The 8,534-nt window shown below is 40.0% G+C and carries 9 protein-coding genes; 5 read left to right on the top strand and 4 right to left on the bottom strand.

Annotated features, from left to right (window positions below; translation table 11 throughout):
• Nucleotides 1-66: 66 nt before the first annotated feature.
• Entirely contained in the window at nucleotides 67-942 is an 876-nt protein-coding gene (locus tag ACTIEV_RS13480; RefSeq protein ID WP_250689483.1) for a MerR family transcriptional regulator, read from the bottom strand.
• Between the two features lie 145 nt (nucleotides 943-1,087).
• Here ACTIEV_RS13480 and lepB point away from each other — a divergent pair, with 145 nt between their 5' ends.
• The 3 genes from lepB to ACTIEV_RS13465 all read left to right on the top strand — a co-directional run bounded on the left by lepB (nucleotide 1,088) and on the right by ACTIEV_RS13465 (nucleotide 4,573).
• Nucleotides 1,088-2,596 carry a signal peptidase I gene (gene lepB, locus ACTIEV_RS13475; protein ID WP_439516677.1) on the top strand — a complete coding sequence of 503 codons (1,509 nt, stop codon included), beginning with the start codon at nucleotides 1,088-1,090 and terminating at the stop codon, nucleotides 2,594-2,596.
• A 225-nt stretch (nucleotides 2,597-2,821) separates the two neighbouring features.
• Nucleotides 2,822-3,871 carry an IS481 family transposase gene (locus tag ACTIEV_RS13470; protein ID WP_439516676.1) on the top strand — a complete coding sequence of 350 codons (1,050 nt, stop codon included), beginning with the start codon at nucleotides 2,822-2,824 and terminating at the stop codon, nucleotides 3,869-3,871.
• A 216-nt stretch (nucleotides 3,872-4,087) separates the two neighbouring features.
• Complete coding sequence (locus tag ACTIEV_RS13465) at nucleotides 4,088-4,573, top strand: cytidine deaminase (RefSeq protein ID WP_439516675.1); 486 nt, start codon at nucleotides 4,088-4,090, stop codon at nucleotides 4,571-4,573.
• Between the two features lie 162 nt (nucleotides 4,574-4,735).
• Here the strand turns inward: ACTIEV_RS13465 and ACTIEV_RS13460 are convergent, their stop codons facing one another.
• Both ACTIEV_RS13460 and ACTIEV_RS13455 read right to left on the bottom strand, forming a co-directional pair.
• Complete coding sequence (locus tag ACTIEV_RS13460; RefSeq protein ID WP_178889932.1) at nucleotides 4,736-5,233, bottom strand: methylated-DNA--[protein]-cysteine S-methyltransferase; 498 nt, start codon at nucleotides 5,231-5,233, stop codon at nucleotides 4,736-4,738.
• Nucleotides 5,234-5,295: 62 nt separating this feature from the next.
• Nucleotides 5,296-5,625: a tRNA-binding protein gene (locus tag ACTIEV_RS13455; RefSeq protein ID WP_250689251.1), complete on the bottom strand. Its 330-nt coding sequence runs from the start codon at nucleotides 5,623-5,625 to the stop codon at nucleotides 5,296-5,298.
• Nucleotides 5,626-5,662: 37 nt separating this feature from the next.
• Here ACTIEV_RS13455 and ACTIEV_RS13450 point away from each other — a divergent pair, with 37 nt between their 5' ends.
• Nucleotides 5,663-6,073 (top strand): OsmC family protein, encoded by a 411-nt coding sequence (locus tag ACTIEV_RS13450; RefSeq protein WP_178889934.1) that lies wholly within the window; start codon nucleotides 5,663-5,665, stop codon nucleotides 6,071-6,073.
• A 166-nt stretch (nucleotides 6,074-6,239) separates the two neighbouring features.
• Here the strand turns inward: ACTIEV_RS13450 and ACTIEV_RS13445 are convergent, their stop codons facing one another.
• On the bottom strand, nucleotides 6,240-7,112 hold the full coding sequence (locus ACTIEV_RS13445) for a transglutaminase-like domain-containing protein (protein ID WP_250688940.1): 873 nt from the start codon (nucleotides 7,110-7,112) through the stop codon (nucleotides 6,240-6,242).
• 222 nt (nucleotides 7,113-7,334) lie between these two features.
• On the opposite strand from ACTIEV_RS13445, the gene ACTIEV_RS13440 reads away from it, so the two are divergent.
• Nucleotides 7,335-8,411 carry a fatty acid desaturase family protein gene (locus tag ACTIEV_RS13440; protein ID WP_322196263.1) on the top strand — a complete coding sequence of 359 codons (1,077 nt, stop codon included), beginning with the start codon at nucleotides 7,335-7,337 and terminating at the stop codon, nucleotides 8,409-8,411.
• Nucleotides 8,412-8,534: the final 123 nt, after the last annotated feature.

The following is an 8,534-nucleotide window of genomic DNA, read 5'->3' as shown; positions in this document are numbered from 1 at the left end:
GATCACCCGATCACCCGATCACCCGATCACCCGATCACCCGATCACCCGATCACCCGATCACCCGATCACCTCTTCGCAAACTCCAACATCTCTGTCATTGACCTAAGCAGTGTCACACCTTGAATATCGAGTGTTACTTCTTTGGTAAGGGGGCCAGACATAATAATTTCTTGCTGACTGAATTTTTGTTTGAGTTGTTTCAATAAATCATCCATGGGTTGCTCATACAGATGGGTGATGGCATGGAAGTAGAGGTACTTTGGATTTTTCAATTTTACATAGATATCTATATCATCAAATGGAACATCTACACCCATGTAAATACATTTTTTTCCACTTGCTTTCATCAAATAATGATTGAGCAACAAAGGAATTTCGTGTTGTTCTCCCTCAGGGGTAAAGAGTACATAAGTGCCGGAACTGGGTGAGGGTTTTGTTTTCAAAGCATCTAGAGCCGAAATGATTTTTCTTTTGATGATATTGCTGGCAAAATGCTCTTGGGCAGGAATGACATGATCCGTTAACCATAATAACCCAATTCTTTCCAAGAAAGCATACATCACATCAATGATGGTGACTTCCAGTCCAAACTGCTTGAGTGCCTGTTCGAATAGTTCTTCAAAACGTTCTTCATCAAAATCGATAGAAGCTTCAATCAGGCGATGAATATAGGCATCTGCATTTTGTTTGCCTATATATTGCTCCATGGCCATCGACCGGATGGAAGAAGCCGGTAATTGGGCAATCTTAGAGATTTTAACGCCATTATGGTACAACTGTGAAATACGCAGGATATGCTTTAAATCTTCATTGTCGTAATAGCGGTGCTTACTCTCTTTCCTTTTAGGAATGAATAATTGATACCGTTGTTCCCAAATGCGTAGGGTATGGGCTTTAATACCGCTCAGATTCTCAATGTCCTTGATCGTAAAATGATTCATGAATAAGATTTGGAGGTCTGACAACGCTCAATCGTATAAAAATACAGCATTCGGCAAGAATTCGTCCGTTTTAGCAAAAGTTTTAATCTGATTGCTTCAGTATCAGTCTGAAAAGGATATTTTTGTTTCTAGCAAAAAATTAAATATGGGCTTAACGCTATTCATCGTTGGAATTATTGGCTGGCATCTGGGAATGTGGGGAATGTTTAAAAAAGCAGGAATTGAACCATGGAAGGCATTGGTTCCATTTTATAACACCTGGCTGATCGTAGAAAAATGTCATATCCGTAAATACTGGTTTTGGTTGCAATTGATTCCTATTGCCGGACAATTCATCAGCATTTGGATCACGATTATTTTTGTGATGCATTTCAAACGATTCAATCTAATTCATCATACGGCTACTGTATTATTACCATTTATTTATTTCCCATACCTGGGTTTTTCAAAAGATGAAAAATGGTATGGAGAAGAAGCATTCAAGTCGTACAAGAAACCGGGCTCAAGAGAGTGGGTGGATGCGGGTGTTTTTGCAGTAGTGGCGGCAACGATTATCCGGACTTTTGTTTTTGAAGCGTATGTGATTCCTACAGAAAGTATGGAGAAGACTTTATTGGTGAATGATTTTCTCTTTGTCAATAAAATGAGTTATGGTGCAAGGATTCCACAGACACCGTTGTCATTTCCTTTTGTACACAATACCATGCCTTTTTCGCAAACCACACCATCTTATTTAAAGTGGATTCAAATACCTTATAAAAGATTACCTGCCTTTACTGAAGTGAAAAGAAATGATGTAGTCGTCTTCAACTTCCCGGCAGGAGATACCATCATCAATAGACCTGAGTATGGTAGTAAGGTAACTTATTATGATGTGTTACGATTTACCTTCAAAGGCAACAGACAAGAACTATTCGCAAGTCCTGAGTTTCCGATCATCGTTCACCCCATGGATAAAACAGATAACTACATCAAACGTTGTGTGGGTGTTGGTGGAGATGTGTTGCATATTCGTAACGGACAATTATATGTGAATGGAGAACCTGCCATGGTACCCGGTGGTTCTCAAACTGAACATATTGTTGTCACCAACAAAAAACCTTATGATCCTGATTTCTTAAAAGAAGAATTGGGAATTGATTTGGATGATACCAAGCAACAACTGGAAATGTTCAGTGATAGTAGCTTTAAATTCAACCTAACACCTGAAGAGTTGACAAAACTCAGAAAGCTGCCGAATTACGTATCCGATTCTCCTTATACTGAGAATTATATCGGTGTAACCTTCCCTGCAGATGAAGCCAATTACCCTTGGAGTATTGATAACTATGGCCCTATTCGGATACCTGCAAAAGGAGATACATTAAGACTAACACAACAAAATATCTCTCTGTACAGAAGATTAATTGCTACTTATGAAGGCAATACACTCGAAGAGAGAGATGGTCAGTTTATCATTAATGGTAAGAGCACCAATACTTATATTACGAAATACAACTACTATTGGATGATGGGAGATAATCGTCATCGCAGTCAGGATAGTCGCTACTGGGGCTTTGTTCCAGAAACCCATATCGTAGGAAAAGCATCCCTCATCTGGTTTAGCTGGGATAAAGGTCCGAGATGGAAGCGTTTGATGAAAAGCATCAAATAAAAAGAATCAAGGTACAAGAAACAAGATACAAGAAAGAATACAAGATTCAAGAAACAAGACACAAGACACAAGACACAAGAAAGAATAGAAGGAGTCAAGGTGTAAAGTGAATGAATGGAATTGTCGTGGCTTAATTCTTTTACTGTAGAAGTCACGATTTAATCTGACAGTTGGGATTAATTTTAAGTAACCACACTTAATTAATCAACCCCAAACAGTCAGATTATGAATCAGGAAACTAAGTTAATCAAAACCAAGTTAGGACTGCTAAATCTTGCAGAGCAGTTGCACAATGTAAGTCAGGCATGTAAGCTAATGGGCTACAGTCGAGACAGTTTCTACCGGATCAAAGAGTTGTACGATACAGGAGGACAATCAGCTCTGCTAGAAATCAGTCGTAGTAAGCCTATTTTGAAAAACCGGGTAGAACCCTCCATTGAAGAAGCTGTCATTAGAATGGCTTTTGATTATCCGGCTTGGGGGCAGTTCCGCGTCAGTAATGAACTTCGCAAAAAGGGGATTATTATTTCCTCAGGGGGTGTTCGCTCCGTATGGCGGCGCAATGATCTGGAAGTATTTGATAAGCGTTTAAAGGCACTCGAAGCTCGTGTGGCGCAGGATGGGATCATTCTGACGGAAGCCCAAATGATTGCCATGGAACGCAAAAAAGAGAAACGTGAGGCATTGGGAGAAATCGAAACGGAACACCCTGGCTATCTAGGCTCTCAAGATACCTATTACGTAGGCATGATCAAGGGTGTCGGCAGAATCTATCAACAGACTTTTATAGACACTTACAGCCGTGTGGCTTTTGCCAAGTTGTACAATGGGAAACATGCCATTACATCGGCCGATATGCTCAATGATCGCGTACTGCCTTTCTTCGAAGAACAACAAATACCTCTGATGCGAATACTCACAGATAGAGGCTCTGAATACAAGGGACGGCTTGATCAGCATGAGTATGAAATGTATCTACAGATTGAAGGTATCGAACATAGCAAAACTCAGGTGCGCCATCCCCAAACTAATGGCATCTGTGAGAGGCTTCATCGAACTATACAGGAAGAGTTTTATGCGGTTGCCTTCCGTAAAAAACTATATCACACTATCGAAGAGATGCAAAAGGATCTTGATGAATGGATGCTGTATTATAACCATGAAAGACCTCACAGTGGCAGGTATTGTTACGGCAAGACTCCTATGCAGACATGGCAGGAATCGTTATATTTAGCAAAGAAAAAGCTGCTGAATGAAAATTATCCAGCAGCTTAAAAATCCTTTACTGTCAGATCAAGTCTTGACTATTACACTTTTACCTTGAATTCTTATTTGATTATTGTTCCCTTGTTCTTGTATCCTTTCTTCTTTCTTGTACCTTCATTCTTGTTTCTTTAACATATTTGTTTTTATTTTTTTTCGTAACTTACATCACCGAAAGGGTCCTCATGGCGCAAGCTTTGAGGACTTTTTTGTCTAAAAGCGTTTTTTATGAATCATCAACAGTACAAACTAGAATATGAAGTATATGCTGATGCGAGTGCATTGAAGCAAGAAGATGCATCATTATTGGATGAAGCAAGAAAAGTAACGGATCAAGCTTATGCGCCTTATTCTGCATTTAAAGTAGGTGCAGTAGCAAAATTGGCGAATGGGGCATTGGTGATAGGCACCAATCAGGAAAATGCCAGTTTCCCCGTCGGTATTTGTGCAGAGAGAGTCTTACTATCAGCCGCAGCTACTTTACATCCCGGAGTCGCCATTGAATCCATCGCAATCAGCTATAACAACACCAAAGGAAAAAGCAATCACCCCGTTTCACCTTGTGGTGTCTGTAGACAAAGTTTATTGGAATATGAGATAAGAGTAAAAAATCCCATCAGACTCATCCTCTCCGGTCTGGAAGGAAATGTCTATGTAATCCCCCAAGCAGGAAGTTTATTGCCCTTGAGTTTTACTAGCGAGGATATGAAGTAAGGGAGCGTATGGCTTATGGGTCATGGCTGATGGTCCATAGTTCATAGTCCATGGAAAGAAGCTTACTATTCTATGTGATCTGTCAACTATCAACTGTCAACTCTGCCGCCTGATTACCCGATTACCTGATAACCCGACCACCGGATCACCCGCTCACCCAAATCAAAACAAAGTCTGCACCCCATGCGTAATCTTAAACTCATGTTGCAGTAACCATTTCTTACGCCACATACCTCCTGAATAACCAATGAGTGAGCGATCGCTGCCAATGACGCGGTGACAGGGTACGATGATCGCAATATTATTTCTTCCATTGGCACTGGCTGCTGCTCTGATGACTTTAGGATCACCCAGGCGCTTGGCCATGTCCATATAACTGATTGTCTTGCCGTAAGGTATTTCTGTCAATTCACTCCATACCCTTTTTTGAAACTCAGTACCTTCTTGATGAATAGGAACAGTAAATTGTTTTCTGCTGCCATGAAAAAATTCAATGAGTTCTTCGGTGCATTGATGCATGATCTCACTGATACCGGGTTCACCGTAAGTTAACTGATCCGGGTTATCAACAAAACTCAGTTCACCGATGTATTGATCAGTACCTCCAATCTTGAGTAAGCCTACCGGACTTTCATAATACGTATAATAGAGTTCACTCATGGTAAGGCAGTTTAATAAGAGGAATCGGTACAACAATATACAAATCCTTTTGTAATGGCAGTTTAACCGATCAGTTGACCATTATCCACTTTGCGTTCCGGTTGCAGTAATACCACCTGATTTTGATGATCATACACACCCAGTACCAAACACTCGCTGAAAAAGTTGGCGATTTGTTTGGGTGGGAAATTCACCACTGCAATGATTTGTTTGCCTACAAGTTCTGCTGCTGAATAATGATGTGTGATCTGCGCAGAAGATTGCTTGATACCTAAAGGACCAAAGTCTATCTTTAATTGATAGGCAGGCTTTTTAGCTTTAGGAAAATCAGTAACTTCAAGGATGGTTCCGCTGCGGATCTCAATTTTTTCAAAATCAGCCCAACTGATCATGCGATAATATTTATTTCAAATCTAAAAAATAATCACCATGAAACGTCAAGCAACTGCCGTGTGGAATGGCTCAGGAAAAGAAGGTAATGGTCATTTAACCACACAAAGCACCACATTAAACCAAACACAATATTCATTCAACTCAAGATTTGCAGAAGGGGTAGGTACCAATCCGGAAGAACTCATGGCAGCCGCTCATGCCGGTTGTTTTACGATGAAGTTAAGTTTTGTATTAGGTGCTGCAGGCTTTACACCCGAATCACTCGAAACAAAATGCACCATCACTTTGGAAGATGGAGTGATCACTTCTTCTCATTTACAACTCACCGCCAAAGTACCCGGTATCTCACCAGAAAAATTTCAAGAATGCGCCGCCGACGCCAAAGCCAATTGTCCTGTGAGCAAAGCGTATAATATGGCGATTAGTTTGGAAGCGGTGTTGGGGTAGGGGTGATTGGGTTATCAGGTAATCGGGTGATCGGGAAAAAAAATAGTTGTAAACACAATAAGGCATTTCACAAGTCAGTTTTCACCTGATAACCTGATAACCTGATAACCTGATAACCTGATAACCTGATAACCTGATAACCTGATAACCTGATAACCTGATAACCCTACTCCTCCAACAACCCCGCCAACTGCATCAATTCCGCATGCTTATAAGCATTCACCGGACTGTCAAAACATTTGGCAACTTCTTCCAGTAATTGTTGAATGAGACGCTTGTCTGATTGTGGTTTGAAATAAGAAGCAACAGGAGGTACAGATATTCTTTTGAAATAACTCTCGATATCTGCATGTGAAAAAGCTTGTCCGGTAGTAGCATCTACATAGAAATGTATTTTTTCTTGTGGATGTCCGGGATGCAAAATAGGATCAAAGTCGGAGTGGAAAAATGCAATGATGCATTGCTTGGGAATATTGATGATCCTTGCATTGATATCTAACTGATCACACAAAATTTGATAGATCAATCCATTGGAAAGTGTATTCCCTTTTTTGCTTTCCAATACTTTATGTAAAAAGAATTCATCCGGTTTTTCATAATTGATCTCCGAACCTTTCAGATTACAGTAATTGTATAAGATGCTAGAGAGTACATTAGCTTGTTCCAGTGGTGTGAGAAAACTATTCAACTCCAACCAGATATTTCTTCTGATTTTTTCGATCTCTTCTAAAACAGGACTGGTTTGTAAATCAGGATACTGAAATTTCGAAACCAGTAAAGCGCCAAACAGAAGGTCATGATAAGCACTGTTCTTCCATGCGGTAAAATCATTGCACAGATCTGTGAAATGAAGTTTATGAATGATCATTTCAATCCTTTCCTGAACATCTTCACTGGGCGTGGTTTCCCATAAATGTTCCAAGTTGGGGATAATACCCTTGCCGTATTCAACGATTTTCTCAGAGATGGTAGAGTAGACTTCCTCATCGGGGTCGTCTATCAAGGTAAATAATGCGTGTATTTCCTTTGTTTCCTGCATAGCTATGGTACTATTCCTATCCTTTATACTATCAAACTAAATTAAAATCCTTGTATTTGTCAATAACAAGTTATTCAGTGCCTGTGGAAATGTCAGTCTTTTGTAGAATAATATTGACGCAGTTTCGTCGTTGAATGCCACAGTTTCGTAAAAAACAGGTTTTAACAGTGAAGTGTAAAAGAATTATTGTTATTTTGTTGATTATCATTTTTTAGTATTCTCATGTCACAGGTCACCACCCCCAAGTTTCCCTCGGTTAAACAATCGCTTCACACAGAATTAAAGAAAAGAGTTCAGCAGTATTTTGATGAAAGAGGTATTCCGGCTACCGGAACTCCCAAGCTTTTTACAAAAGCCATCATCATGGTCATTGCGTTTATTCTGGTGTATTTACATCTCACTTTAATGACACCCGTTTGGTACCTAGCGGTACTTGAATGTATCATTTTAGGCGGACTCGTAGCCGCTATCGGATTCAACGTCATGCATGATGGTAGTCATGGTAGTTTCAGCACCAACAAATGGATGAACCGCATTGCGGCTTCGTCAATCAGTATGTTGGGCGCTAATCACTTTATGTGGAATATGAAGCATAACATGATTCACCACAGCTTCACGAATGTAGATGGGGTAGATGATGATATCGAGGTAGGTATCTTGATGCGAATGGCGCCTACACAAAAGCATTATAAAGTACACAAGTTTCAGCACGTGTATTTCTGGATATTGTACATGTTATTGTATGTATTCTGGATTTTCTTTGCTGACTACAAAAAATATTTCTCCCGTAAGATCGGTTCCGTTCCTTTGAAAAAAATGAATTGGAATGATCATGTAGAATTCTGGGGTGTGAAAGTATATCATGCTATCGTGTTCATCGTTCTTCCTATTGCAACAGTAGGTTGGTTATATTGGATGATCGGGTTCATTATCATGAGCTTCTTTGCAGGCTTTGTGTTAAGTATCGTATTCCAGTTAGCCCATACGGTAGAACATACTGAATTCCCCATCGCAGATATTGATACCAATAAACTGCCTGATGAATTTGCCGCCCACCAAATCAAAACCACAGCCAATTTCGCAACCAAGAATAAATTGGTAAGCTGGTTGGTAGGTGGACTGAATTTTCAAATTGAACATCACCTCTTCCCAAAAATATCACATGTACACTATCCCGCCATCAGTGAGATCGTTCGTAATGTGTGCAGGGAATACCAATTACAATACATCGAATACCCCACCATGCGTAAAGCAGTGGTAGCACACGTAAGGTTTCTGCGTCAGATGGGGAGACCTTAGGGGTTATCAGGAGATCAGGTTATCGGGTAATCAGGTAATGGGTTTTAAAAAAATAGAGGGATACATCAAAAATGTACCCCTCTATTTTTTATAGTGCCAATAAAGGAAGATAAATCTATCCCC

Source organism: Sediminibacterium sp. (assembly GCF_051861365.1).
Taxonomy (GTDB): domain Bacteria; phylum Bacteroidota; class Bacteroidia; order Chitinophagales; family Chitinophagaceae; genus Sediminibacterium.
The sequence above is the reverse complement of the archived record's forward strand: the minus strand, read 5'-3'. Positions and strand labels throughout refer to the sequence as shown.

Coding starts and splice junctions, on each gene's coding strand:
- ACTIEV_RS13480 (WP_250689483.1), bottom strand. CDS start 942: ATGAATCATTTTACGATCAAGGACATTGAGAATCTGAGCGGTATTAAA.
- lepB (WP_439516677.1), top strand. CDS start 1,088: ATGGGCTTAACGCTATTCATCGTTGGAATTATTGGCTGGCATCTGGGA.
- ACTIEV_RS13470 (WP_439516676.1), top strand. CDS start 2,822: ATGAATCAGGAAACTAAGTTAATCAAAACCAAGTTAGGACTGCTAAAT.
- ACTIEV_RS13465 (WP_439516675.1), top strand. CDS start 4,088: ATGAATCATCAACAGTACAAACTAGAATATGAAGTATATGCTGATGCG.
- ACTIEV_RS13460 (WP_178889932.1), bottom strand. CDS start 5,233: ATGAGTGAACTCTATTATACGTATTATGAAAGTCCGGTAGGCTTACTC.
- ACTIEV_RS13455 (WP_250689251.1), bottom strand. CDS start 5,625: ATGATCAGTTGGGCTGATTTTGAAAAAATTGAGATCCGCAGCGGAACC.
- ACTIEV_RS13450 (WP_178889934.1), top strand. CDS start 5,663: ATGAAACGTCAAGCAACTGCCGTGTGGAATGGCTCAGGAAAAGAAGGT.
- ACTIEV_RS13445 (WP_250688940.1), bottom strand. CDS start 7,112: ATGCAGGAAACAAAGGAAATACACGCATTATTTACCTTGATAGACGAC.
- ACTIEV_RS13440 (WP_322196263.1), top strand. CDS start 7,335: ATGTCACAGGTCACCACCCCCAAGTTTCCCTCGGTTAAACAATCGCTT.